Raw genomic sequence first — 26,854 nt, forward strand, 5'->3', positions numbered from 1 at the left:
TTATCAGAGCTATCAGCTTTGTCAAAGGTCAAACTATCAGGGCTGCATGGCGTAGCGCATGATCGTTTCCTGGGTAGCGTCCTCTTTTGAAAGGAGTGCCGTTTGTTTGCCTTTGGCCAGCACCAGCACCCGGTCGCTGAGACCGAGTAATTCGGGGAGTTCGGATGAAATCAGGATGATAGCAATTCCCGATGCTTTCAATTCATGAATAAGTTTATAAATCTCCGACTTGGCGCCAATATCGATGCCCCGCGTTGGCTCATCCAGTAGTACTACTACCGGATTTGCCTGAAGTACTTTCCCGATAACGACTTTCTGTTGATTGCCCCCACTCAGGTAAACAACTGGCTGGTCGGGACCAGTCGCTTTTATCTGTAAATCAGCCATAACGTCGACGGCCGCCGTGGACTCGCGCTGACTTCGAATAAACCCGCCATCGGCATGATTCGATAAGCTGCCCAGGGTAATATTATACTTGACCGACAGGGCCGGAATCAGGCCCAGTTGCTTCCGGTCTTCACTCACGTAGCCAATGCCAAGCCGGATGGCATCCTGCGGAGAATTTATCGTTACCGGCTGTCCTTTCAGGTGAATGTCGCCCGTGTGTAGTGGGTCCAGGCCGTAAATGGCGCGGGTAACCTCCGTTCGGCCAGCACCCATCAAACCGGCCAGCCCCAGTACTTCTCCGGCATGAACGGCGAAGTTGATGTCCGAAAACGCCCCCTTTCGACCAAGCTGCCGTACGGATAGGACCTCCGCTCCCGGCGGTGTGGTCGATTCAGGGAATAGCCGATCCAACTCACGACCAACCATCAGCTTTATCAGGCTGTTCTCGTTCAGGTCGGTGGCTGGATGAGTGCCGATGTACTGGCCATCGCGTAACACCGTGATGGTGTCGGCGATGGTGAATATCTCGTCCATTTTGTGCGAGATATAAATGATGGCTACGCCTTTCTGGGTTAGTTCCCGGATGATGCCAAAAAGGATTGTTACTTCTGCGTCGGCCAGGGCGGAGGTAGGCTCATCCATAATCAGCACTTTCACGTCGTTGGAAATCGCTTTTGCAATCTCGACCATCTGCATTTGGGCTACGCTCAGGTGCTTCATTTTGGTATCGGGCGGGATTGAAACGCCCATGTGTGCCAATAGCTCAGCCGCCTGTTTGTTTCGGTTGCTGTCGTCGAGCCAGCGGAAGAGACCACCGGCTGTTTCCCGACCCAAAAAGATGTTCTGCGCTACGGTCAGTTCCGGTACGTTCAGCATTTCCTGATGAATCATGGCGATGCCTTTTTGCAGCACATCATGAACACTGGTCGCTTTCATGCTGGCGCCTTCAAACAGAATTTCGCCAGAATCGGGTGTGAGCAAACCGATCAACAACTTCATGAAGGTTGACTTTCCGGCGCCGTTTTCACCCATGAGGGCATGCATTTCACCCTTCCGCACGTGTAGCTGAACAGCATCCAGGGCTTTGATGCCCGAAAATGTTTTCGTAAGGTCAGTTACTTCCAGAATGTAGGCCTGTGGAATCATGGAGCAAAGGAAACGTCGATGGGCTAAATTAGCAACTGCCAGTCCCGCAGGGGCAGGGCTGGCAGTTGAACTGGTAAACGAAAGAGTAGATTAAGGATTGAAACCGGCAAAGGACTCAACCCCCGTATCCCGCCAGCTCCGGGAGTTGGCCGAGTCTATAACGGCTTCGCAGACTTTCTGCGTTTCCAGCGCATCCTGGAAAGTAGGCGAGCAGGGTTCGCCGGTTTCGAGGCTTTTCAGGAAATCGGCCACCTGATGGATAAAGCTGTGTTCGTAGCCAATACCCAGGCCCGGCACCCACCACTTGTCCATATACGGTTGGTCGCCGTCCGTTACGTGGATAGATCGCCAGCCCCGAACGATACCTTCATCGGCATAGTCGAAGTATTCAAGTCTGTTCAGGTCGTGCAAGTCCCAGCGGATAGAGGCATTCTCACCGTTGATTTCAAACGTGTACAGCGCTTTGTGACCACGGGCGTAGCGCGTCGATTCAAATAAACCAAGTGACCCGTTTTTGAAGTGACAGTGAAAAATACAGGCATCGTCGATACCGACAGGCTGTATTTTACCGGTTAGTGCGTGCATCCGTTCTTTTACGAACGTTTCCGTTACGGCCGACACATCCGTGATGGCTCCGTTGATCCACATGGCCGTATCGATGCAATGCGCCAGCAAATCGCCGGTAACGCCCGAACCGGCGGCTTCAACGTCCATGCGCCAGGTGCCAGTGCCGCCCTGAGGCACATCGGCATTGATAGTCCAGTCCTGAAGGAAGTTGGCCCGGTAATGAAAAATTTTGCCCAGCTTACCCGAATCGACAATCTGTTTGGCCAGTGTAACCGCTGGAATGCGCCGATAGTTGTACCAGACCGTTGTGTTTACACCTGCTTTTTCGGCCGCATCGACCATGCGTTGCCCTTCTTCCATATTGCGGGCAATGGGTTTCTCGCACAAAATCATTTTACCCGCTTTAGCCGCGGCAATGGCAATTTCGGCGTGGGTATCGTTAGGTGTACAAATATCGATGGCGTCGATATCGTCCCGCGCAATAACGGCCTTCCAGTCCGTTTCAATGGATTCATAGCCCCACTGATCGGCAAAAGCCTGCACCTTTTCGGCATTGCGGGAACAAACGGTTTTTAAGACGGGCGTGTAGGCCAGATCAGGAAAAAAGTTTGGTACCCGATTATAGCCATTGGAATGAGTCCGGCCCATAAATCCGGTACCGATCAGGCCAATGCGTAATTCTTTTTTGGGTGTCATAAATTTCTTGTTATGTATGGTCGATAGGGGGCCAGTTGGTCGATATTGATAGTCAGTTAGTTGTCATTCAGTAGTCATTGGTTGTTATTGCTGACCTGAAGAGGATTTTCCAGCGGGAACAATCAATGACTACCGGATGACAATCAATGACCACAAGGTAACGACCTCTTTATTATTCCTGCCAGCCGTGGGCTTCCCGCACCTTAATCATGGTCGCCAGGATGTCGTTCCAGGTCTGTTGATTGGTCATAACATCATTCGGAAACATACAGCCGTCCCAGCAAATGTGTCTGAAGGCTTTGGTGAGATTCCCGGTTGAGTCGCGCAGCCAGTAGCCCGCATCGTGCACCACATCGAGTTTGCCGTTGGGGTCCAGTGCCTGACAGTGCCGACCCGTTTTATCGTGCGAGCCGGAGCCGAATACCGTTCCGTCGTTTTGAGCCACGTGGAAGTCGATGGTCCAGGGGCGCAGGGCATTCGTGATAGTGACGAGGGCTTCTTCCAGCGTTTTGCGGTCGCTCCAGTCGAAGTCGGGTGGTAAAATACGGTCCTGCTCGCGGTTGTAGCCTAGGGTGTACAGCAGGGTATGCGCCATGTCGGCCTGAAAACCCATGTTAGGCCGGTCAACAGCTTCCATCGTTTCCAGCATGGTTTTCCAACTGTGCATACCACCCCAGCATATTTCGCCCTCGGCCGCCAGTTTCTCGCCGTACTCAGCGGCTACGTCGCAGGCCTCGCGGAAGGTCTGGGCAATAAGCTTAGTATTGCCAGCCGGGTCGGCATCCCACTGGTGTGGAGAACTGGCCGAGTCGATGCGCACCACGCCACTGGGACGAATGCCAAGCTCGGTTAGCTTCTGGCCAATGTGGCACGATTTCCGAACCATCTCGATAAACGTTTTCCGGTCGTCGTCAGAGCCCAGGACCGGGCCACCCCAGATGGGGGCTACCAGCGAGCCAATGTTCAGGCTGTGGCCGCCCACCTTGTCGGCCAGCTTTTTAATCTCATCATCCGATATATTGACATCGATATGCTCGAATAGCGCCAGATCGACTCCATCGAATTTTACGCCATCGACTTCAGCCGCAGCGGTCATTTCCAGCATTTTATCGAAGCCAACAACCGGCTCGGAATCGGGGCCTTTGCCCACCACACCCGGCCACATGGCGTTGTGGAGTTTTGGGTAGTTATTCATATGTATGGTTTGAGGTTTAGTTTGACGTTTACGGTTTATGACGTGTTCGTTACTGAGACCTCAGCCGACCGCAAACGTCAAACCGTAAACTATAAACTAAGTTCTGGATTTGCCGGGCCGAAATGCTTGAGCATCACGATTGGGTCTGTGGTGGAGTGGTTCACGATGGTAACCCCTTCCATAGCCGCTTTCTCGCTCACAAAAAACTCGTCGTTCGTTAACTGTCCGTAGCGGATCAGGGCGGGTGTTTCGATGTTCCACACGCCCATTTTGCCGTGCCCCTGCATCATAATAAGTCCGTAGGCGGCACTGTCTCTGATCGTAACGGTCTGGCCGGGCATCACCGTTAATTCCTTGGCACTGAACGCGTCGGACTTGTAACAGACCCATACTTCACGGTATCCGGCGGCTTTCATCTCGTCCTCATCCCGAACGGGCTGCGGCACCATGTATCGATTCGCCATCATTTGCGGGTCGGTATTAAGTTCCCAGTCGATGGCTTCCATAAGCTGGTCGTAATCGCCCATACGGTCTTTAGGCGTACCATTCCAGAGCAACTCTTCCGGAATGATGGCCTCGTTTACCAGCGACTGATACATGGCGAAAACGTCGGAGGCTTTCTGCGGTTCGTAGGTACACAGACTACCCGGTGCATGGAGCAGGCCGGGAGGAACATCCCAGCCCGTACCGGGTTCGAGCCGGAAAGCCGACGAGTAATTGGTAATTTTGTTATCGCCCTTCGTAAAGTTCTGTAAGCACTCCTTGATTTGCTCTTTGGTGGTGCCGGGTGCAATTCCAATAAATGTGTAAGGGAAATCGCCCCCGTGGTTATTGACCTGAGGAGGGAAATAATACGCTTCCGGTTTGCCCAACTGCCCAATCAGCGCGGCCTGCTCGTCGTTGTGGTGCAGGTGGTGGGGCAGTGGTCCCATGTTATCGAAAAACTTGGAGTACATGGGCCAGGCACCATATTCATTCCAGAGCCGGTCACCAATCAGTTCTCCCTTTAGTTCATCGATGGCATCTTTGAGTAAAAACTGAACTTCGTTGCCCTCATCGTCAAAAACAACATGGCTCAATCCTTCGTTTTCGCCGGTTAAGGGGCCGTTTTTGGCGGGTGTGGTGGAGGAGAACCAGCGTTCGTCGATGCCACCGCGTTCGCCACCCAGTACGTAATAATCATCGGGATGGAGCTTAATGCGTCGGCCCGGTACACAGAATGACCGGGGTACCCAGGTTGGGGTAAGTCGCAAAATACCTTTTCCTTTTTCCAATGCCTTTTCGGCTACACTTACTGCTGAGGTTGTTTCCATGAATTAATCTGTTAAGCCACTATACTTTCAATATTCTGTCAATTACTGTTTCATCCGTCAATACTTCCAGTTCCAGGTCGTACGTCCGGGTTTGGCCCGGCTCCAGAAACAACAACGTGTTCTGTTCCCGGGCCCTGGCCTGTCCAATAGGGGGGTGAGTGCCGGGTTCGAGACCGGTTACGTACTCGCCTTTTCCCCAGTGCTGCCAGTTGGTGAGCCAGGGCAATTGCTCCTTCTGAAAGCGCATCGAAACGGCCAGGCCGAGTTTGGCGTTGTACAGCCCGACCGTGCATTCCCCCATGCCATCGTGGGCGACATCAATAAACGCGACGGCTTCGCCCGAACCACTATGACTGTCTAAGGGGGCCGGACAGGTTTTGAAGTCATACCCATCCCGGAAAATCTGATCGTTGATGCCGCCTTCGCGTGCCTGCCAGTTGCCCCGCCACACAAAACGCGTTCCTTTATCCACCAGGGGCCAGCCGAAATTAAAATGATACAGCAGCATATGCGGCACAATGGTATTGCCCCGGTTCGTCACCTCATCGTGAATGCGGATAATGGGTTGCCCCAGTACGCCGGACAGGGTTCGTTTGAGCTCCAGACTGGGACCGAAGATTTTCGTTTCCTTCATCCGGCCGGTAATGCTCATGTCCAGTTTACCCGTCAGGAGGTCGGGCTGGATAATGGATTCAATCTCGGCCGGACTGTTGCTGATTTGTCCATGCAGCCCCCGTTCGCCATGAGCATCCTGTTCCGGGCCACCCACGTGCGAGAGACCGCAGGTAGTGAGTAAGCCACCGCCAAACGTACGGAGCCAGTCGGCTCCCCGGTCAGAGAAAGGTTCGGGCGTTGTGATGCCGGTGTGGCTTAGCCAGGTCAGACTGTGCTGGTTGAAAAAGGCATCGAAAATGTCCATAGCCCGGTCAAGGACTACTTTATAGCGCAATCCCGTTCCAGTATTTATCCAGGCAACGCGGGTACCGCGTCCAGTGCCATTATCCAGCACGGCGGTTTCTATACCGCCAATCTGTGCTGCATTTGTTACTTTATTTTGCCAGGGTTGTGGAGACAAGGGTGGTGGTGTCTGGTTTGATGTTTGTCGTTTGGTGTTTGTCGTTTACTGACGCTTTACTTTTTTTGCATCAGCCAACGACAAATATCAAACGACAAACCATAAACTACATTTGCTTCAACATCAAATTCCGATACTGCACTTTCATGGGGGGACCAACGTGAACCTGTACGCCCATCAGCCCTTTCGATTTACCATTTACCATATCATTATCCGTTACATCGCTCATCAGTATATCATTGATGTAATGCTGGAGATGATTGCCCTTGATAACTAAATGAAATGTGTTCCAGTCTTCGCTTTTGATGAGCGTCTTGAGCGAATCGGAACTACCAAGAGAACCGGTCACGGTTAGTCCGTCCCAGGCATTCTTTTTTACGTGACCCCGAACGGCTTCGGGCGTATTCTCACCAGTGTAAGGTGGGATAGTTGTTTTCTGACCCCGATACGCCAGAGTCGTCCGCTTGCGTTCTTCGTAGTTCTGGCCCGTGTAATTGATTTTTCCGTCGATGTCGGCCTGGTACCCGCGTAGCGCAAACGGCACGTCGGTTAACTGATCACTGCGGTAGTTGATACCCGAATTGCCATCTCTGGTGATTTTAAACTCACCTTTAAACTCAAAATCAGCGGGTTCACCGCCCCGCCAGATGATGAACGAGTTGGTTTTTAGCAATGTGCTGGGTGTTATCTCGCCCGTTAGTGTGCCATCTTCTACCCGCCAGTAGGTAGGATCACCCTCCCAGTTTTTAAGGGTCTTGCCATCGAAGATGGAAACGAAGCCTTTCTCTTTCGTCTGAGCAGCCCGTTTCTGGGCGGTACAGGACGTTGCCAGCCCGCCACTGAACAGCGCTATCATCGTTAGCGCTGTCAGCAGAGGGTTGCCGGTTATTTTTTTGATCATATTAATGCCGATTTTTTTAATGCGTGGTGATTCTTATTTTCCACCAGCTTTGTAGACTCCGTTATTTTCATTCCCGCCCGATTTGAGGTAAGCTACCAGCGTTCTGAGTTCATCCGGGTTCAGGCTGTTGATCAGGCCCGGCAGCATGATCGACTCCGGCGAATACCGCTTCGAGGTAACGTCTTTCTTAGGGATCTTCCGAAGCTGATCGGCCGCGAATGGATTCTGGGAAATCATATAGTTCGTTTTATCCTCATTCACCAGGCGACCCACGACTGACTGCCCATTTTTAAGGTAGAATATCGTTGATGCGTATTGATCAGAAACCACCTTGCTGGGGTCGATCATGGCTTCCAGAATATCCTTGTTCGAGAAACGGGTGCCCAACTGCGTCAGGTCGGGGCCGATGTCACCACCCGAACCCTGCATGGCATGGCAGTGGCTACACAAAATAGCCGAATAGATTTTCTTACCCGTTTCGAAATCCAGTTGTGCGTGGTTGCTGTCAACGGCTGCAACGGCATTGTCCAGCGTCCAGCGACGGCCGGGGCCTTTTGGAGCATAACCACTCATGGCAATGTCGTTACCTGAACTGGTTAGCAGATCGGCTCCCGACATTTTGTTATACTTCTCGAACTGTTCTTTCGGAACGTGTGCAAGTGCCAGTTTTCTGGCCCGGTCAATAAACCCTACATAGCTTCGACCACCCTCGTATTTGAACGCATTGCCAAACCAGCTAAAGTACTTGTTCCGTAGTTCTGGTGTCCATCCCGAATCTTCGCGACTCAGCATCACTGCATAGTACGTTTGCTGAAGGGGTGGAACCTTGGCCAGCATTTTGGCAATGTCCATGCCGTATTGTGGATTACGCAGAATCAGGTCGGAGGAGGCTGTGGCGGTTTCAAGGCCCAGGTTTTTGCTGCCTGGCTCGTCTTTTATATCCATCAGGGCCAGCGTTTTGTTCACTACATTCGGCGCTTCCAGGTAGATCAGTACTTTGCTGAGACCGCGATTCAACAGCGCTGTTTTTGCCGGATAATACGGATTCAGATACGCCACTACCTTTGCTTTGTCAGCCGCATCAGGAGCACCCATGCGCAGAAAAATCAGTTCAAAGGCGCGTAACAGATCGAACTGCTGCGATTCGGGTAACTGAGCGTAATTGATTTTCAATAACGTACCGATGGCTTTGCTTTTCAGGTCGGCACTCGCCTTCCCCTGCCGGGCCAGGGCTACAATAGCCTGGGTAGCCCGTTGCGGATTGGTTTCCGTCAGAGCTTTATCCTGCCACTGGTCCAGGGGCTGATGTTCAACCGCAATCCGGGCCGCGTACCGCACAAAGCGGTCGGGGTGATTCAGGTTAGGCCACGCAGCGGCAATCGCACCGGCATTGGGACCTTCGTGGTATTTTTCCAGACTTTTCCGAAGGGTATTCTCTGCCGTAACGGCGGGTGCCTGATCGGTAGTTGATTCAGTGCCCGCGTAATAAACCCGGTATAAATCCGACTCCAGCCGACGGCCACCCGTCATGAAATACAGGGCCCCATCGGGACCAATAACGCCGTCTGTAACGGGTAGGGGAGAGCCTGAAATAAATTCTTCCCGCTCGCCTTCGTACGTAGCCCCTTTGGGTTTAAGATGGATGGAGTAGATGATTCCGAAACTCCAGTCGAACGCAAACAGCGACTGCCGGTATTTCTGGGGGAATTTTGCATTCTGACCGTAGACTACGTTGGTCGGTGAGCCTTGTCCGATATTCAGTACGGGCGGCAGGTTATCCGGGTTGGCGGGCAGCCACTTGCTGTCGCCGGTACGCCAGCCGAATTCGGCTCCGCTGGGGATATGGCAAATGCGCGTAGGCCGGTACCAGGGGAGACCAAAGTCCCACTCCATGTCGGAATCGTAGGTAAACAAATCACCCGCTTCGTTGAAGGCAATATCAAACTCGTTGCGGAAGCCTGCACCCATCAATTCCCACCGTTTTCCTTCCGGATCAACCTGAGCGACCCAGCCGCCGGGTGCCATCCGGTTGTTGGCATGACCGCGTGGATCCTTAATTAATGGGAACAGATTATCTTCCTGCCAGTTTGACGGGAGCCGGTAGGCATCCATCGCGGTTACATCCGTGTGGTTACCGGCGGTAACATACAGGGATTTTTTGTCTGGCGACAGGATGATACTGTGCGGTCCGTGCTCCCCTTCGCCCTGCAGTTCCCGAAGCATGGTTACCTTATCGTACTGATCGTCGCCATCCGTATCCTGCAGGCGGTACAAGCCACTGGGCTTGGGAAACTGCTTGCTGGGGCGGTTATTCACCATTACATACAGGCTATTGAAGGCATAAAGCAACCCGTGTGCGTAGCCCATAGTAACACTGGTATCCTTGTTGATCGCCAGCTTTTCGACGGTTGGCGTCGTTGATCCCGAACCGATGGCCGGAACGGTTAACCGATACAGGCCGCCGTATTGGTCGGAAGCGATCATCCGGCCTTTATCATCGAAGGTCATGGATACCCATGACCCATCGTGATTTTCGGAGATGCTATACAGGTGCTCTGCCTTGAAGCCCGGCTGGAGTTTCAGGTTTTGAGCCTTGGGGTTCTCGGCTCCCTGCCTGGCCGTTTCCGGATATTGCAGACTAATCCAGGATGCACCGGCCAAAATGAGCACCGAGAACGCCAGCCCTATTTTTGCCTTGTTGAGTTGAGAAATCATGGTCGTTTGTATGTGAAATTTAATAGATGCTTCGGCTGTATGTTAATATCTTTCAGCCAGCATCCTGTTTGGGATTGTACTCCCATAGTAAGAGTCAGATGTGTGGCTTTTTTACTACTTTGTTGCGGTGAATATTCAGTAAGTCCATAGGGTCTGCCAGACCCTGTAAACACAGCTATATTTTTTCTTATAACGGTTATGACTGGTGGCTGGATAAACGACGAGGTAATCACTGATTGAATAACTGGTTTATCCTGAATGTTTTAGCAAAAGTTAAGGTGTGTGCCGGGTAATACTACCTGGCACACACCCGGAATTTGAATTAAAAATAAGGCGTTAGGGCAGCTTCAACGGCTGGCAGGCCGTAATAGTCATCCAGTACGGTAAAGGCATTAGGTGGAGGAACGGCTCCTGCGGGGAAATAATAATTCAGTGGATTGGCTTTCACGCGGGCACCATATGCTGTGATTACATCCTTCACCCGGCTTGTTCTGACCAAATCAAACCAGCGTTTGGCTTCGAAGGCCAGCTCAACCCGGCGTTCCTGATAAACTGCCGTCCGCATATCGGCCTGCGATGCCGCTTTGGTGGCTGCCAGACCTGCCCGCGTTCGTACCTGATTCAGAAAGGTAGCCGCTTCTGCGGTTTTACCCTGTTCGTTTAGGGCTTCGGCCATAAACAGCAATACTTCGGCGTAGCGGTAAACGTGCCAGTTGGTACCCGTATTCTGATGTAACGCGTGGGGGCGGGCAAACTTTTTAACGTAAGGATACACCTTGTTATCCCGCAGACTCTGGCTCAGGGTTACGTAGCCGATCGTGATATCCTTCCGCTTGTCGCCGGGTTCGTAGGCCGCAATAATATCCGGGGTTGGAATCATGTTATTCTCGCCCGAAAGCCCCTGCGGGTTCGATGTGCCGGTGATAACTCCCAGCTCGGCCGATGTAATGGGGGTGGGGGTTATCCGGTAAATAAGGTTGCCGTTATACCCCGCCGAGCCTTCCAGATACTGTACTTCAAAAACCGACTCCGGATTGTTCTTGTTGCTGGACGAAAACGAAAAAGCGTTGTCGTAGTCAGGCATCAGCGTGTACCCATCGTTGGTAATAACATCCCGCATCAGCGTTTCGACTTTGTCCCACTTTTTTTGCACCAGATACAGGTCTGCCAACAGGGTTTTGGCGGCACCCGACGTAGCCCGGCCCGCTTCCTGCTTTGCCTTGTTTGGCAGCAGCGTGCTGGCAGCCGTGGCGTCCTTTTCAATCTGGGCGTAGATTTCTTCCGTTGTAGATAGGGGTAAGGCGGCATCATCCCGACCCGTAACGGGTACCAGGTGCAGGGGAACTTTACCAAATACCCGTACGAGCTGATAATAGGCAAGCGCACGCAGAAACAGGGCCTGACCTTTTACATTACTTTTTACTGCATCACTGTCGAATGTTACCCCATCGATAAGTGCCAGTATCTGATTCGCCCTTGCAATGATTTGGTAATCATACCGGTACTGTTGCAGTACGTTATCGTTGGCGGTGACGCCACTGGCCGTTGGTACGGCGAAATCGGCGATATTCTCCGTAGGGTCAACCGCACCGAACAATACATTGCGGGCGTAGTACGAATTGTCGGAGTGCAGTTCGCCCAGAATCCACCATCGTTCATTAAAGATGGGCCTCAGGGGTACGTACGTCGCGTTAACTGCCTGCTGAAAATCGGCCTGGGTCTTGAAGAAGGTGGCCGAACTCAGGGCTGTTTCGGGAACAATTGTCAGAAAATCTTTGCTGCAACCGGTTAGGGCAATCCCTAAAATCCAGGTCGCTATGAGTCTTTTGTTCATTCTTGTAAAGGAATAAGAATGTTAAAAATAAGGTTGATAAGCCTGTTTGGCTTAGAAATTTAGATTAATGCCTAACGTATAGGTACGGGGAACGGGGTAGTTGGACAGGTCGACGCCCTGGCTCAGGTTACCACCGTCGCCATTACCATCGCCCTGGGCACTGGTTTCGGGGTTAGGGCCACCGCGGTACTTCGTGAATACGTACACCTGTTGAATAGAAGCATACAGCCGGGCAGACTTGAAGTATTTGTCAAAAGCCCCAATGTTATAACCCAACGTTATGTTCTTGATCGTGAAGTAAGATGCGTTGCCCAGAAACTGCGAACTGTTCCAGTCCCGCTCAACACCCGTGAAGTTACCACCTCCGTTGGAGACCCCGAACTGGCCAGCCCCTGGGGTAATGACGGCACCGTCTTTATTCACCCGAAAGCGGTCTTTTACGCCCGCTACCAGATTAAATACGCCATCCAGATTGGCTGTGCTATACAAATGCCGTATCCACAACTGATTACCGAACGAGCCAGAACCGGTAACGGACATATCGAATTTGCCGTACTGAAGGGTATTGGTCAGGCCGTAGGTGAATTTCGGGAACGGACTGCCAATAATAGCCCGGTCGTCCTTATCACCCCCGTAGGTTATGACCCCATCGCCATTAACGTCCTGGAACTTGATCGTTCCCACTGCCGACCGGCCCGGAATGATGGGCGAGTTCTTGAGTTCGTCGGCATTCTGATAATAGCCCTGCTTTACCATACCATAGAACTGACCAAAAGGCTGCCCTACCTGCGTGATGTGTTGGTTTCCATATACCCGGTCGATGCCCGGTGCCAGCGAGGTGACAATGTTGCGGTTAAAGGAAATATTGGCGTTGGTCGTCCACTTCAGTCGGCCCGTGGTGTTTCGGCTGGTCAATGAAAACTCATGTCCCCAGAACTTAATCTCGCCGATGTTATCCGTGAAGAAACCGAACCCGGCTTCCTGCGGAATCTGTACATTATACAGCAGGTTGGTGGTCCGCTTCGTATAATAGTCATAAATGAACTGAATGCGGTCATTGAACAGACCCAAATCCAGGCCAACGTCGAACTGCTTGGTCGTTTCCCAGCCTAAATTGGCGTTAGATAGAGACGTTACATTGGCTCCAGAAGCTACGTTACTACCAAAAACGGCATTGGTTGTGTTATTGACCAGCGCGTACTGGCTGTAGTTACCAATGTTATTATTGCCGATTACACCATAGCTGGACCGGATTTTGGCAAATGAAATCTGCTGAATAGGCTTGAGGAATTCTTCATCCGATAAAACCCAGCCTACAGAAGCCGATGGGAAAACGCCATATTGGTTGTTGGCTCCGAAACGAGAGGAACCGTCACTCCGTATAGCAGCTGTGAACAGATACTTGCCTTTATAATTATAGGTTAATCGGGAAAGATAGGAGGTCAATGCCCATTCATTGACAGTGTTGCTCGTATTGGCCCCGTTCCGATCAATATTGAGCGCGCCCTGAATAGTTGGAAGCTGGTCATTCGCATAGGTATTGGCCTGGATCCGGGCAATATCCTGGCGGAAACGCTGGTTGGTAAAACCAGCGAGCAACTCAAAATTATGGCCATCAAAACTCCGGTTATACGTAGCCAGGTTTTCATTCAGCCATGAAACGTTCTCCGTGCTTTGCCGGATCGAAACCGCTGTGGTTGGGATGGGCACGTTAATGAAGTTCGTGGCCGTGGAGGGGTTGAAGAAGAAAAACTTCGAGTTCAGGTACTCCACATTGATCGTAGACCGGAGTGTCAGCCCGTTGATGGGCTTATACTGAATGTAGGCGTTCGACAGTAGGTTTGTGTTTTTGGTTTCGTTGGTTAGTTCATTCGCGGCCCGTACCCAGTTCGGGTAGGCAAAAATATTGCCTGTGTTGCCCGGAAGCTGATTCACTTTGGTCAGTTCCCCATTGGCATCGTAAATTGGGTAGACGGGCCAGGTATGCAGCGCGTTGAACAGGATACCCGTACCCCGGTCGCCATCCGTGCGGGGAGTATTATCGAACACGTAGGATGGGGCCAGGTTAAACCCAACGGCTACCTTATCCGACACGTTGAAATTAGTGTTCATCCGCAGCGAATACCGCTTGTAAACGTTATTCAGCACAACCCCCTGCTGATTGAAATAACCAGCCACCAGTGAGGTATTGGATTTGGCGGTATTGGAGGAAATGTTCAGGTTATAGCTTTGTATGGGGGCTTCCCGCAGTAGCGCACCATACCAGTCATTGTCCTTCCCTTCGTACTGAGCCGGGTTCTGGAATATGTCCGGAACAGCCTGCCCCTGATCTTCGTAGTATTCTTTTTTGAACTGGGCAAACTCAACGGCATTCAGCATCTTTACCCGGCCCCTGACGGGCACCTTCTGTATACCCGCGTAGGTGTTGAAACTCACGTTGGTCTGGCCCGGTTTCCCTTTTTTGGTTGTGATCAGCACCACCCCATTGGCCGCCCGCGAACCGTATAAAGAGGTAGAAGCGGCATCTTTCAGAATCGAGATGTCGTCAATTTCATCGGGGTTGAGCTGTCCAATATTTCCCGTAATCGGGAAGCCGTCAATCACGTACAATGGGTCGCTACCCGCCGATACCGAAACCTGACCCCGGATACGGATATTTATCCCCTGGCCGGGCTTCCCCGTTGTCTGGTTAATCTGAACCCCCGCCAGTTTTCCCTGGAGTTTCTGGCCGATCTGCGAAACGGGCAGATCCTTAATTTCCTGCGCGCTTACCGTTTGTACGGCTCCCGTTATCTCTTTCTTCAACTGACTACCGTACCCAACGACTACCACTTCATTCAGCGTCTGGTCGTCGGGAGCCAGGGTAACGGTCAGTGTTGATTGACCCCCGATGGGGACCTCTTTTTTTGCATAGCCAACAAAACTGAATACCAGTGTTGCATTGGCATTAGGAGCGTTTATTCTAAAGCTTCCTGTGCCGTCGGTGGTGGTTCCCTGCGTGGTGCCTTTTACTACCACACTGACGCCCGGTAATGCATCTCCTTTCTCATCGGTTACTTTTCCCGATATGGCTACATCCACGGGTGCATCGCTGGCAGGATGCAAGGCTGGCCGGACCATGTTGAGCGCCAGTAACTGACTGCTGGCAGCAGGCGTATACTTCTGTAAAATAGGCCTGGTTTCCTGAGCGAAACTTGGGATACTTCCCGCCAGTAAACCTAGTGCAGCTAGGTGATAGAGTCTATTCATGGATTTTAGGATTTAGATTTTTAGCAATTGCGGCTCTTAAACATCAATTTAATCGTCAAATATTACCAGAAGACTGGTTAGTACTTTCCCATACTTACCCAATTTTGTAATTTTTACTATAATTTACTTAAATTTTTAATGAGCTATCCGATAACCTTCGTGGTAATAATAAAACAGCCAAAACTCCGTCTGATGGGAATTCTGGCTGAGGAATACGGGAGTGTCAGGTAAACAGGCAACCGGGTCAGTTGATAAACACTTCGTCTACCAGCAGCAGGGCCTGATTGCCTTTGTTTGGATGCCAGGCAGGGATTTCCTTCAGGGGCCGGGCAATAATTTTCAGGCAGGCAACTGGCTGAGGGGGAAAACTGGCTACCAGGGCCTTGAGTTCGTGCGGGCTTTTCCTGACGGGCATATCGGGCGTGAGCGTCGTTAGTTTACGCAGGCTCTCCTCGTTTTCACCCCCCCATATTTCAATGGAACCCGGTGGGAAAATGCTCGTTTCTTCTTCTACCATCACCCGCAGGGCAACGGACGAAAGACGAACCGGCTTGTCGAATAGCGACACCATCACCATATCATTTCTCCTGAAGCCGGCCCAATTATTAGCCCAGGCGGGACTATTGGCATTGAAGGTGCCGAGTTTTCCATCAAAAAAGGTTTGGGCACCAGCCGCTTGATGGACCGGATTGAGCGGTAACAACAAACGCACACTATCCGGTTTGTAGGCACTTTTGTAAAAGGTAAACGTAGCTACGTCACTGCTGAACCAGCCTGGTTTGTACGCTTTTACGTTCACCGATGTCGATTGGGTAATTACCTTTTGACTGGTGAGTATCGCCGAGTGAACACTATCTGGTACCGAGCCGTCCGTTGTATAGCGAAGCTCAACACCCCGAATTGGATGGATTATTTTTAGGGGCAGACTCTGACTGAAAATAACCGAACTGTTCCTGACCTGGGGCGGGTTGAGCTTGATCGGCGCGTTCTTATCCCCATCGAATCCGGCAATAAAGGTGATTTTTTGGTTCGCCTTTTTCAGCTGGTTAATTTCTGCATCGGTCAGCGGGGTTTCCCACAGGGTTATGGTTTTCAGGCTTTTGAACGACCTGAGCTGATTGCGCAAATCCGTGTAGGCCACTTTTGTTCCCGACAAAGCCAGGCTTTCGAGGTGTTTGAGCGACACCAGTTCTTTAAGCCCTTTCCCGGTGACATCGGTAAAATTCAGGTCTAGTTTTCGCAGGTTTTCAAACTGACCAACCTGGGCTAGGTCCGCATCTTTAACCGGTAGCTTGTTCAGGTTCAGGAAGACAACCTGCGTTTTGATGGGACCCAACTCGTTCAATTGAGCCGCTGAGTAGGCCGACTTGTTGTACAGGTTAACCGCCAGGGCGGGCGATTCTCTGGCCAGGGCGGCAATGGTCCGGTAATCGGTGTTTAGTTTTTTGATTGTTTCATCGTCGGCCGCGTCGAATGTGAACGCCGGCTCAGTGGGTTCTTTCGGCTTAAACATAGCCACTGCTATGAAGCGCAGGGAATCCGTGACGGGCAGGTCAGCAACCCGCTTATTCAGCGCAGCGTTTCCTTTCACCCATAACGACAGGAGCCTGATTTCCGCGGGGGTCAACTGAGCTTTACCCGACGGGGGCATGTGTTTCTTTTCGGTATCGGGCAGGTGAATCCGACGCAACAGTAAACTAATGTCGGGATTACCCGCTACGAATAATTTTCCCGATTTACCCCCCCGGCGAATGGCATCGGCATCCGTCAGATTCAGTTCGCCTTTTAGCTTGTCGGGGTTATGGCAACTGGTGCATTTCTGCTCAAAAATGGGTTTGATGACGTCGTTGAAAACCATCGCCTGCTGAAAGTCGACGGGGGCGGCCTGCCGGTTTTTGATGATCGGTTCCGTGATAAAATCGGCTCCGTGGGTAATAACTGAACCATAGTGCCCGGCTGCAACCACCACCAGTCCCATCACCACCGCCCCCGAACGGGCTACGACCCTGGAGTACCAGGAATTGGTCCGGCACCAATATAGGAGGGAAGCCAGAAAAAAAACGCTGACCCCCGCCCACTTGTGCCACTGCACCACCTCGCCGGTATAGCCCGGTTCCGTAGCCAGCAATAGCCCCATAATGACCGTTAGTGCCGCCAAGAAAGCACCCGCCAACAATAACGCTGACGCAAAGGATCGGTAAAACTCGCTGGTAGCAGGTGTTGCACTGAAGCGAAAGGCTTCCAGTCCGACTGCCAGCAGCAGGATGACAATGGGGAAATGGAGTAGTAGCGGATGCATCCGCCCGACGGGCTGCAACCAGACCGGTACATCCAGTCTGCTCTCGAACAACAGCAGAAATAGTATAAACACGGCCGAAGCGAACAAGCCCCGCTCCGCCAAACCAATTACTTTGTTACGCATCCCGAAGCGATAGAAAAGAACTTAGGCAATAATGTCGTTGATCACTTTTCCGGATACATCTGTCAGCCGGTACCGTCGGCCCAGGTGTTTGAAAATTAACTTTTCGTGGTTGAGGCCCAACTGGTGTAATACAGTGGCCTGAAAATCGTGGACGTGGACCGGATTACTGGCAATGTTATAGCCCATTTCATCGGTTTCGCCGTACACCATACCGGGTTTGATGCCCCCGCCCGCCATCCAGATGGTGAAACACCGGGGATGGTGATCGCGCCCGTAGTTGTCTTTGGTGAGCTTGCCCTGCGTGTAGCTGGTACGGCCAAATTCACCCCCCCAGATCACCAGCGTTTCGTCCAGCAAACCCCGTTGTTTAAGGTCGGTTACCAGAGCCGCCGATGCCTGATCGACATCTTTTGCCTGTCTGGCAATCTCGAAGGGTAGATTTCCGTGCTGGTCCCAGCCCTGATGGTACAACTGCACAAACCGCACGCCATTTTCAGAGAGTTTGCGGGCCAGCAGGCAATTAGCGGCAAACGTACCGGGCACCAGGCAATCGGGGCCGTACAGTTTGATGATGTCGTCCGGCTCCTTCGATAAATCCATCACTTCTGGAACGGCGGTCTGCATCCGGTAGGCCATCTCGTACTGCTTCACTTTGGCCGTTATCTCCGGGTCGCCGAATTCCTGGTACGACAGGTCGTTTAACTGGGCCAGATTATCGAGCATGGCCCGGCGTTCCTGCCTGTTCATGCCCTCCGGATCGCGCAGGTACAATACGGGGTCTTCGCCCTTGCTGAACTGAACGCCCTGGTGAATAGAATCCAGAAACCCGTTCGACCATAATTTAGAGTAGACGCCCTGCCCGTTGCCAATGCCACGCGACAGCAGCACCGTGAAATTGGGGAGATTTTTGTTCTCGTTGCCCAATCCGTAACTCAGCCAGGCACCCATGCTGGGGCGGTTACCCTGTTGCGAGCCCGTTTGCAGAAACGTCAGGGCAGGGTCGTGGTTGATGGCTTCGGTATACATGGATTTCACAATGCAGAGGTCATCCACAATACCGGCCGTGTAGGGGAGCAGGTCACTCACCCACGCCCGCGATTCGCCGTACTGCTTGAAATCGACGAAGGAGCCGACCAGTGGAAACTCTTTCTGATTGGCTGTCATGCCCGTTAGTCGCTGCGTACCCCGCACGGAGGGCGGTATCTCCTGACCCATCAGTTCCCGCAGTTTGGGCTTGTAATCGAACAGTTCCTGCTGCGAGGGTGCTCCGTTCTGGAACAGGTAGATGACTCGTTTGGCTTTCGGCGCAAAGTGCGGAATACCGGGCGTAAAGCCTTCTTCGTCCGCTCCGCTGCCCCGAAACAGGTCGGGTACTAGCAGCGAACCCAGGGCAACACTGCCTAAGCCCAGACTTAGTCGGGACAGGAAGCGACGCCGGTTAAAACTCAGTCCGTGTTCAAGAATTTCTTTTTCCATAGCCATCAGGACTTGGTAATGGTTTCTTCCAGATTATAAATGGTGGTGACCACCCGCATCAGGGCCGTCAGTTGCGTTTTGTCGACCTGCGGAGGAATGGGGTACTCACCCACGGCCAGCGATTTCTCGACACTGGATTTAGTGAGGGTTTTTAGTTCGTTTTCGTAGTAAGCCGTCAGCAGAGCCGTTTCTTTCTCGTTCGGCTTCCGACTCACGATCAGCCGGAAAGCCCGGTTTATCTTGTCGGCCGGGGCGCTCCGTTCCTGCAATAGTCGGGCGGCTAGCACCCGTGATGCCTCCAGTACCGTCGGGTCGTTCATCATGACCAGCGCCTGCAACGGCGTATTGGTTTTTAGTCGCCTGACTTCGCACATATCCCGGTTGCTGGCATCGAAAATGGCCAGCGATGGTGGAGGGACTGTTCGTTTGATGAGCGTATACATACCTCTCCGGTACAGGCTTGCGCCGTGATCCTGAACGTACATGGACAACAAGCCCCGCCCTGAGGTAGCCCCTTCCCACAAACCAGGCGGCTGGTAGGGCTTTACACTGGGACCACCAATGGCCGGGTTCAGTAACCCGCTGCTGCTTAGCACCAGATCCCTTACAAACTCCGCTTCGATGCGATAACGCGGGCCACGGGCCAGCAGCCGGTTGTCCGGGTCGGCCTGTAGTTTTTCCGGGGTCATCACCGCCGACTGCCGGTAAGTGGCCGACGTGACCAACTGCTTCACCAGCCGTTTAACGTCCCAGCCATGCTCCATGAAATCGACCGCCAGCCAGTCCAGCAGTTCGGGATGGGAGGGAAGCTCGCCCTGCATGCCGAAGTCGCCCGGTGTTTTGACGATGCCTTTTCCGAAAAACTCCTGCCATACCTGATTGACATACACCCGCGCCGTGAGCGGGTTTTTCCGGTCGAACATCCACTTGGCCAGTCCCAGGCGATTTTTGGGATAACGTTCATTGAAGGGTAGAATAGCCGACGGTGTACCAGGTTGTACCTCGTCGCCATGCGCATCATACACCCCCCGTTTCAGAACGAAGGTTTTGCGGGTCGTGTCCAGGTCGCCCATTACGGATACGATCAACTTATTGGTGTCCAACTTATTGACGAACGAGAGAATACCCTGTACATCCTCATCGCAGATTTCCATCATGGGTTTCTTGGCGTAGGTATCCGGCCCGCCAATGACCGATTCGATACCCACTTCCTTCACGTTGTTGAAAAACGCGAAGAGTTTGTAATACTCTTTCTGGGAAAAAGGGTCGTACTTATGATCGTGGCAGTGGGCACATTCCATTGTTACGCCCAGCAATCCTTTTCCGAACAAATCCGTGCGATCCGTTACGTACATGGTCCGGTATTCCTCCGGGATTGTGCCCCCTTCTTCGGTTATTTTATGGTTTCGGTTGAAGCCCGTTGCCAGCAACTGCTCTTTAGTGGGGGTTCCCGGCCCACCAAAGCCGTTGGGGCTGGACAGGAAATCGCCCGCCAGTTGCCAGGTGACGAAGTCGTTGTACCGCATGTTTTTGTTGAAGGCATGAATGACCCAATCGCGCCAGGGCCACTGCGTGCGGTAACCATCGTCCTGATATCCATGCGAATCGGCGTACCGGGCAACGTCCAGCCAATGAAGAGCCATCTTCTCGCCATAAGCGGGATTCTGCAACAACCGATCAACCGCTTTTTCGTAGGCATTGGGGGATTTATCGGCCAGAAACTGGTCCATCATCGCCAGGCTGGGGGGGAGGCCTGTCAGGTCTAGGCTCAATCGTTTGAGTAACCGCTCTTTATCCGCTTCGTCATTGGGTGCGAGTCCCTTTTGCTCCTGCTTTTGCAGGATAAAGTAATCGATTTCATTCTTTGGCCAGTCTTTCCGGCTGATGGTGGGCAGGGCCGACTTTTTAGGGGCTACAAAGGCCCAGTGTTTTTCGTAGGTAGCGCCCTGTTTAATCCATTTCTCGATCAGTTTTATCTCACGGTTAGATAGTTTCAGGTTTGACGAGGGGGGCGGCATCATCACTGATGTATCGGTGGCGGTGATGCGTAAAAAAACTTCCGACAACTCTGGTTTACCAGATACCAGCGCGTGGGCCGTTGGGTGCTCTTTCAAGGCTTTGAAGGCACTTTCGGGCTGGTCGAGCCGTAGCCCGGCTTTCCGTTTGTTGGCATCGGGGCCGTGGCAGGCCGAGCATTTATCGGACAGGATAGGCCGGATATCGAAATTGTAACTGACCTGGTCCGGGATTTTTTCCTCATCAGCCAGACTGGACGTATGGCTGGAGCAGGCTTGTATGAGCCATACCCCGCTAATGGTCAGGGCGATGAGACAATACGATAGTTTTTTCATATAGGGCAGGTAGAGTCATTATCTAGTCATTGGTATAGTGGAACGATGAATGACTATTTAATGACAATAAATGACGCTTCTCACATCAGCAAGTCCATTACTGCTTTCCCTTTGCCGTCCGGTGTGGTATAAAAGGGACGCCGTTCTACTTCATACTGTGTATCAGGGGCAATACCCAGCGCGTGGTAAATGGTCTGGTGAATGCCATCAATCCGGACGGGATTCTCGATGGTTTTGCAGGGGCGCTCGTCGGCGGTTTTCCCGTACACGAACCCTTTTTTGATGCCACCCCCAAACATGAGTATGGAGCAGCCATCCGTAAAGTGACGGTGCATGCCGTAGAATTTCGGATCCGTCAGCACATCGGGTTGTTTGACCTGCTCCTGCACTTTGGCATCAGGGCGTCCTTCCACCATCATATCCCGGCTAAACTCGCTGGCGAGGATGATGAGGGTACGGTCGAGGTGGCCGGTTTTTTCCAGGTCCAGAATCAACTGCGAAATGGGCCCGTCAATCTGGCACTTCATTTCTTCCAGCCGGGTATGGCCATTTTCGTGGGTGTCCCAGCCTTTGAAGGGTTCGTATTCGGTGGTGACGCTGATGAACCGGGCACCCTGTTCGGTGAGTCGGCGGGCCAGCAGACACCCCAGACCGAATTTTCCGGTGTTGTAGCGGTCGTACACGGCCTTGGGCTCCTGGCTCAGATCGAACGCCTTCGCTTCGGGCGAGTTCAGCAACCGATACGCCTGCTCCATCGACCGGCGAAGGGATTCTTTCTGGTAGTCGCTCCCGTATTCGCCAATCGGACCACTGCCAATCAGTTCATTATAGAGTTGATTCCGACGTTCGAACCGACGGGCATCCATGCCCACGGGTGGCCGAACGCTCTCCAGTCCCTGACTGGGGTCGGGAATGAAGAAAGGACCAAACTCATTGCCCAGAAAACCGGAGGTATGAAACGCTTTCAACTCTTCGGCCTCCCCAACGGTAAACCGCTGGCCGATATCGATAAAAGCCGGAATAACCGGGTTCTTCGGCCCCAATTCCTTGGCAATCCAGGAACCGATGTGCGGTGCCGCCACGGTTTGGGGTGGCTCGTAGCAGGTATGCCAGTGATACTGATGGCGTGAGTGCAGAATATGCCCCATGTCGGCGGCTACGTACGAGCGAATGAGCGTACCCCGGTCCATCACTTTTCCAATGGATTGCAGCCCGTCGGAGAAATGAATCCCGTCCAGTACCGTTGGCACTGACTTGAAGGTGCTCAGCACCCGGTTGCCTTCCATCCCCGTTTCGTAGGGTGTAAAGCGTTTGGGATCGAAGGTTTCAGTATGGGCCATGCCACCCGCCATCCAGATCAGGATGACTGTATCGGCCGTTCCGCGCTGACCGACCAATTTGGTTTTATCGTTGCTGTTCGTGCAGCCCGATAGCAAGCTGGCTACGGGGGCACTGGCTGCTATAGCGGCCAATGTTGCGGCACTCGTTTTTTGGAGAAACTCCCGACGATTCCATTTGTTAATCATAGCGTTTCGTTGACTAGGGTCAATAAATCAATTGAAATTCCGGGTGGAGCGCAATGGCCCACACAAGATCTTCTATGCCTTCTACAGTGGGTTGTTTGCCCAGTACTTTCTGGGCTACCAGCATTTCTTTGGGCCTGGGATCGCGTCCCAGCGATTTCCGATACAGTGCTTTTACCAGTGAATCTGACGACGGATACTGGGTTTTCCATTGCTCTGCCCCCCGTTTCAGGGCCTCATTGAAGGTACTGCCGTTGGTTAGTTCCAGGGCCTGCAGCAGGTTGGCCTGCGAGGTGCGGCTGGTACTGACCGTCTCGCGATTGGGGCGGCCTAACGCCGTTTGGAATGGGTCATTTTTTACCAGAGAAGCCCGGGCAAAGCGTTTTTCGTTCTGAATCGTATTCGGCAGCATCTTCACGATGTTTGTATCCTGATAGATAGGGACGAACGCCACGCTGACCGCATCGGCGAACTGCTCCGCCGTCAGCCGCCGACGTACCATGCCGCTGAACACGTAGGAGGGGGCCGTAATTAAGCCCTCATCTTTAATGCCCACCGAAGGCAACTGATACGTTTTCGAGGTGGTGATGGTATAAATCAGCTTTTTGATGTCGTAGCCATTCTGCACAAAATCATAGGCCAGCCAGTCCAGCAAATCCTGACTCCAGGGTTCGTTATCCATCGCATCCACCGGCTCGACAATCCCGCGTCCCATCAACTGCGCCCAGACCCGGTTTACCAGCGTGCGGTAAAGCCGACCGTCTTTGGGCTGTACCAGAAAATCGGCCAGTTCGCGCAGGCGTTCTTCCGTTGACGCATCCACGCTGATGGTACCCAACTCTTTATACAGGATACTTCGACCTGCCATTCTCCCCGTTGGCTTGTCGCACCGGTTAATTTCCAGCGTGCTATCCGCAAATACGTTTGCAAAGGCATAGGCATCGGCTAGTTTCCAGTCACTCACGAAGCTATCGTGGCAGGACGCGCATTTCAGGTTCAGCCCCAGCAGTACCTGCGCCACGTTCTGGGCAGCCTGCATCTCGGTGCGCTGACTGGCGTTTATGGTTCCCCGCCATTTAATGCCTTTGATAAACCCGGCTGATTCTTTGGTTGGGCTGATGAGTTCACGCACGAACCAGTTGTAGGGCTTATTCTTTTGCAACGAGCCATACAGCCATTTCGTAATATCATACCGGCCACCGGTAATGTAGCCCGTGCCACTGTAGTCGTTCCGCAGGGCATCATTCCAGAAAGTGAGCCAGTGCTGGGCGTAATCGTCATTGCGACCGAGTAATTCCTTCACCAGCGCTTCCCGCTTATCGGGCTTGGTATCGGCCTCGAATACCTGTATTTTATCGGGTGGTGGTAATAGCCCCATAATATCCAGGTACACCCGCCGGATATACGTCCGATCATCGACTACGCTCTTCCATTCGATCTTGTTTTTGTGGAAATACACGTTAACCAACCGGTCAATGGGGTTCGTAATGTCAACTGTAGCGGCTGGCAGCACCGGTAAACGAGGGGCTAAGTCAGCCACCCGATAAATGCTTTTTTCGGCCCCATTGGGCCAGGGAGCACCCTGTTTTATCCAGAACGATAACAGGGCTACCTCTTTTTCGGTCAGGCGTTTGCCTTTGGTGGGCATGGCCTCCTTATCATCGGCGGGTAACATAATCCGACGGATTATCTCACTATCTTCCGGGTGCCCGGCTTCCAGGATGGCACCGTGCTTGCCTCCTTTGAAGAGCAGGTCTTTTTTATCCATCCGTAGTTCACCCTTGGTTTTGGTGGCACTATGGCAACTGTAGCAATTGTGCGCCAGGATGGAACGAACCTCTACATTGAGTTCGCTGATCTGTTTGGCTGAGAGCGGCTGACCGGTGCTGACGCTGGCAAACGCGAAGTTTGTGCCGCCAGTGCCCGGTGAAGTTGGGGAATTCCCAAAGGGTAACACACTAGAGAGGTAGTCTTCACCGTGCGTGAGCAGGGCCCCAAAATGCCCGGCTACGCTCACGCCCACAACGGTTAAAATCAGTAACGTCCGGTAGGCCGAAATACGCCCTGAGCGCAGGGCCAATACCGTCAGGATAGCCAGTGACATAGTCGCCAGTCCCGACCATTGGTGGATTGTAACGCCTTTGCCGGCATAATCTTCCTGATTGACAAGGATAAGTCCGAGGGCCGCGGCCAGAATAGCACTTATGGTCCCAATCCAGACCATGGCGGTTATACCCGACCTGAGTTCTGTTGATTTTCGATACCAGCTAATGCTTTCCAGTAGCAGGGCAATACAGAGCAGGCCAACCGGAAAATGAACGATGAGGGGGTGCAATCGTCCCAGAAATTGCCAAAGCCAAAATGATTCTACTAAGATGGTCACTACGCGTTCAGAAAGTTAGTCCGTTGAATAGTCTTTTTATTTGATTTTTCTGCACGAATCACAGTGTTAAAACTGTGACCCGTACAGAAAAGTGCCTGATTACGAATTATTTACTCGTGTTTATTGATAGCCTGGATTCTGCGTTAGCTTGTTGTTGATCAAAATTTGCGGAGCCGGAATTGGGAAGAAGTACTCATAATCACTGAATACATAATCCTGCGCGTTAAAGGCAATACCGCCCCGGTTTACGGTGGGATTGCCTTTTTCTTTGGCTCCATAGGCGTTCATAAAAGCAGCCAGTTCGGCGGGTGATTTGGTTCGTCTCAGATCGAACCAGCGATGATTCTCAAACGCCAGTTCCACGCGCCGTTCCTGCATGATGGCTGTTTTAAAAGCCGCTTTGTCCAGCCCCGTCAGGTCTTTCAGCCCCGCCCGCTTCCGTACCTGATTCACGTAGCCAATCGCTTCAGCCGTTGGGCCACTCTGCTCATTGATGGCTTCGGCCATCATCAGCAACACGTCGGCGTAGCGAAGTACCACCCAGTTATCATCCGTTCGTCCGGTGAGGGTATGGGGGTGGGTAAACTTGATGACGTACGGAATGGTCACTGCCGTACCTTTCAGCGTATAACTGGTTCTTAACGACGCGTCTTTACGCAGGTCGCCCGGCTCGTAAGCGGCAATCATATCATTGGTCGGAATGTTACGGCCACCGGGGGTTGTGTTGGCAAAGCCCGTAACGGCATCTGCCGAAAGCCGGGGCGCAAATGTGTAGGCAAAACTACTCCACTCGCCCAGGTCGTTACCGCCCTGATACTGCACCTCGAAAATGGATTCAGGGCCGTTCTTTTTGGCCGGATTGAAGTTATCAGCATAAAGCGGATTTAGTGAATAGCCCGTTACCTGCTTGAGCGTTGCCAAGGCTTCGGCGTATTTTTTCTGCGTCAGTTGTGACTTACCCAATAGAGCCAGTGCGGCCCCTTTGGTAATCCGGCCCGTTTGCGAAGCGGGATAGGTAGCGGGGAGTAACGCAACGGCTTCTTTCAGGTCTTTCTCAACCTGTGCCCATACGTCGGCCTGTGGAGAACGCACCAAATCAAACGCTTTATCGGGCTTGTCCAATGTGGACGTTACCAGCACCACATCACCAAAGTACTGAACCATGTCGAAATAAAAGTAAGCTCTGAGAAACTTCAACTGCCCTTCGATGGGTCCTTTTATTGTAGCATCAAGCGTACTCCCTGCCAGTTTTTCTAAGGTATAGTTGGCACTATACAACCCGGAATAATATTGATTCCAAAGGTTGGAAATCTCGCCATTCCCCTGGTTGACCGACGAGAACTCAAACGCTTCCCAGCCAGCCGCCCCACCCCGGTCAAGCGGGTTGAAATCCAGGGTTGTATTGTCGGACGTGAACTCTTTAAAGATATAGGCCGAGTTGGTAATCGTTTGCATCTGGCCATATACGCCGTTCAGTGCCTGCAAAAACTGATCTTCAGTTTTGTAGAACAGGTCGGCACCAATGCGCGTAGGGTCAGTGGTAACCAGAAAATCATCTTTGCAGGAAAACTGAGTCAGGCAAAGAAAAAGGAGACTTAAACTAGCTATTTTTTTCATTTCC

The 26,854-nt window shown here is 52.4% G+C and carries 15 protein-coding genes; all 15 read right to left on the minus strand.

Going from position 1 to position 26,854, the window contains the following annotated elements:
• Positions 1-36: 36 nt before the first annotated feature.
• The gene (locus B157_RS0101685; RefSeq protein ID WP_020601645.1) at positions 37-1,533 is read right to left on the minus strand and encodes a sugar ABC transporter ATP-binding protein; all 1,497 of its coding nucleotides are present in this window, start codon (positions 1,531-1,533) and stop codon (positions 37-39) included.
• A gap of 90 nt (positions 1,534-1,623) precedes the next feature.
• The gene (locus B157_RS0101690) at positions 1,624-2,796 is read right to left on the minus strand and encodes a Gfo/Idh/MocA family protein (RefSeq protein ID WP_020601646.1); all 1,173 of its coding nucleotides are present in this window, start codon (positions 2,794-2,796) and stop codon (positions 1,624-1,626) included.
• Positions 2,797-2,968: 172 nt separating this feature from the next.
• Complete coding sequence (locus B157_RS0101695) at positions 2,969-3,991, minus strand: sugar phosphate isomerase/epimerase family protein (protein WP_020601647.1); 1,023 nt, start codon at positions 3,989-3,991, stop codon at positions 2,969-2,971.
• A gap of 89 nt (positions 3,992-4,080) precedes the next feature.
• Positions 4,081-5,304, minus strand: coding sequence for a class I mannose-6-phosphate isomerase (locus B157_RS0101700; protein WP_020601648.1), 1,224 nt, complete (start codon positions 5,302-5,304; stop codon positions 4,081-4,083).
• Positions 5,305-5,323: 19 nt separating this feature from the next.
• Complete coding sequence (locus B157_RS0101705; RefSeq protein ID WP_020601649.1) at positions 5,324-6,379, minus strand: aldose 1-epimerase family protein; 1,056 nt, start codon at positions 6,377-6,379, stop codon at positions 5,324-5,326.
• A 106-nt stretch (positions 6,380-6,485) separates the two neighbouring features.
• Entirely contained in the window at positions 6,486-7,280 is a 795-nt protein-coding gene (locus tag B157_RS0101710; RefSeq protein ID WP_020601650.1) for a 3-keto-disaccharide hydrolase, read from the minus strand.
• 33 nt (positions 7,281-7,313) lie between these two features.
• Complete coding sequence (locus B157_RS0101715; protein ID WP_020601651.1) at positions 7,314-9,995, minus strand: c-type cytochrome; 2,682 nt, start codon at positions 9,993-9,995, stop codon at positions 7,314-7,316.
• A gap of 322 nt (positions 9,996-10,317) precedes the next feature.
• A complete protein-coding gene (locus tag B157_RS0101720; RefSeq protein ID WP_020601652.1) occupies positions 10,318-11,829 on the minus strand; it encodes a RagB/SusD family nutrient uptake outer membrane protein in 1,512 nt (503 codons plus the stop codon).
• 51 nt (positions 11,830-11,880) lie between these two features.
• Positions 11,881-15,078: a SusC/RagA family TonB-linked outer membrane protein gene (locus B157_RS0101725; protein WP_020601653.1), complete on the minus strand. Its 3,198-nt coding sequence runs from the start codon at positions 15,076-15,078 to the stop codon at positions 11,881-11,883.
• 244 nt (positions 15,079-15,322) lie between these two features.
• A complete protein-coding gene (locus B157_RS0101730) occupies positions 15,323-17,500 on the minus strand; it encodes a c-type cytochrome domain-containing protein (RefSeq protein WP_020601654.1) in 2,178 nt (725 codons plus the stop codon).
• Between the two features lie 21 nt (positions 17,501-17,521).
• Complete coding sequence (locus B157_RS0101735; protein ID WP_026308414.1) at positions 17,522-18,976, minus strand: DUF1501 domain-containing protein; 1,455 nt, start codon at positions 18,974-18,976, stop codon at positions 17,522-17,524.
• 5 nt (positions 18,977-18,981) lie between these two features.
• Entirely contained in the window at positions 18,982-21,327 is a 2,346-nt protein-coding gene (locus B157_RS0101740; protein ID WP_020601656.1) for a PSD1 and planctomycete cytochrome C domain-containing protein, read from the minus strand.
• A gap of 80 nt (positions 21,328-21,407) precedes the next feature.
• Positions 21,408-22,853 carry a DUF1501 domain-containing protein gene (locus B157_RS0101745; protein ID WP_020601657.1) on the minus strand — a complete coding sequence of 482 codons (1,446 nt, stop codon included), beginning with the start codon at positions 22,851-22,853 and terminating at the stop codon, positions 21,408-21,410.
• Between the two features lie 19 nt (positions 22,854-22,872).
• Complete coding sequence (locus tag B157_RS0101750) at positions 22,873-25,233, minus strand: DUF1549 domain-containing protein (protein ID WP_026308415.1); 2,361 nt, start codon at positions 25,231-25,233, stop codon at positions 22,873-22,875.
• Between the two features lie 120 nt (positions 25,234-25,353).
• Positions 25,354-26,850: a RagB/SusD family nutrient uptake outer membrane protein gene (locus B157_RS0101755; RefSeq protein WP_020601659.1), complete on the minus strand. Its 1,497-nt coding sequence runs from the start codon at positions 26,848-26,850 to the stop codon at positions 25,354-25,356.
• Between the last annotated feature and the right edge of the window lie 4 nt (positions 26,851-26,854).

Origin of the sequence: Spirosoma spitsbergense DSM 19989, from assembly GCF_000374085.1 — a bacterium.
Lineage (GTDB): Bacteria > Bacteroidota > Bacteroidia > Cytophagales > Spirosomataceae > Spirosoma > Spirosoma spitsbergense.

Bases quoted from the DNA above. Each gene is read 5' to 3' on its own strand.
- B157_RS0101740 (WP_020601656.1), bottom strand. From the start codon at position 21,327: ATGAAAAAACTATCGTATTGTCTCATCGCCCTGACCATTAGCGGGGTA.
- B157_RS0101755 (WP_020601659.1), bottom strand. From the start codon at position 26,850: ATGAAAAAAATAGCTAGTTTAAGTCTCCTTTTTCTTTGCCTGACTCAG.
- B157_RS0101715 (WP_020601651.1), bottom strand. From the start codon at position 9,995: ATGATTTCTCAACTCAACAAGGCAAAAATAGGGCTGGCGTTCTCGGTG.
- B157_RS0101695 (WP_020601647.1), bottom strand. From the start codon at position 3,991: ATGAATAACTACCCAAAACTCCACAACGCCATGTGGCCGGGTGTGGTG.
- B157_RS0101735 (WP_026308414.1), bottom strand. From the start codon at position 18,976: ATGGAAAAAGAAATTCTTGAACACGGACTGAGTTTTAACCGGCGTCGC.
- B157_RS0101725 (WP_020601653.1), bottom strand. From the start codon at position 15,078: ATGAATAGACTCTATCACCTAGCTGCACTAGGTTTACTGGCGGGAAGT.
- B157_RS0101710 (WP_020601650.1), bottom strand. From the start codon at position 7,280: ATGATCAAAAAAATAACCGGCAACCCTCTGCTGACAGCGCTAACGATG.
- B157_RS0101720 (WP_020601652.1), bottom strand. From the start codon at position 11,829: ATGAACAAAAGACTCATAGCGACCTGGATTTTAGGGATTGCCCTAACC.
- B157_RS0101745 (WP_020601657.1), bottom strand. From the start codon at position 22,853: ATGATTAACAAATGGAATCGTCGGGAGTTTCTCCAAAAAACGAGTGCC.
- B157_RS0101690 (WP_020601646.1), bottom strand. From the start codon at position 2,796: ATGACACCCAAAAAAGAATTACGCATTGGCCTGATCGGTACCGGATTT.
- B157_RS0101700 (WP_020601648.1), bottom strand. From the start codon at position 5,304: ATGGAAACAACCTCAGCAGTAAGTGTAGCCGAAAAGGCATTGGAAAAA.
- B157_RS0101685 (WP_020601645.1), bottom strand. From the start codon at position 1,533: ATGATTCCACAGGCCTACATTCTGGAAGTAACTGACCTTACGAAAACA.
- B157_RS0101730 (WP_020601654.1), bottom strand. From the start codon at position 17,500: ATGCGTAACAAAGTAATTGGTTTGGCGGAGCGGGGCTTGTTCGCTTCG.